This is a genomic window from Bacillus cereus group sp. BfR-BA-01310, assembly GCF_022664325.1.
Classification (GTDB): domain Bacteria; phylum Bacillota; class Bacilli; order Bacillales; family Bacillaceae_G; genus Bacillus_A; species Bacillus_A paramycoides.
On record NZ_JAKUHD010000110.1, the window covers coordinates 1 to 351 of the forward strand.

Here is a 351-nt window from a genome sequence, read left to right on the forward strand (position 1 = left end):
AACTCATGAATTGACCTCCTTTGCTAGATTTTGTTTTTGATAGTAAAGGTCATTTTCTAAGTCACTAAGATTTCGTTTTTCCTTAAGCAATATTTCTTTTTGATTTTCCAATTCGAAAGTAAGTTTTCGCTCAATATATTGAGCATCTTGACTCATATTCATAAAAAACAATGACATTTCTCTATCTCTATGCCAAGTTCCTAAAATACGGTCGAACAAACGATGGTTTTGATTTTTCCATACATGAAAATCTTCTTCTGCTTGTTCCTGTGTTTGAATCGCAGATTGATTCCGATTCTGTTCTTCAAATACACTTCGTAATTTTTGATTTAATTGATTCATTTGTTTTTC

Annotated in this window: 1 protein-coding gene; it reads right to left on the minus strand. The window is 30.8% G+C overall.

Annotated features, from left to right (window positions below; translation table 11 throughout):
• Nucleotides 1-3: 3 nt before the first annotated feature.
• A partial coding sequence (locus tag MR109_RS29910; protein WP_242274869.1) for a DUF3958 family protein occupies nt 4-351 on the minus strand: 348 nt, incomplete at its 5' end.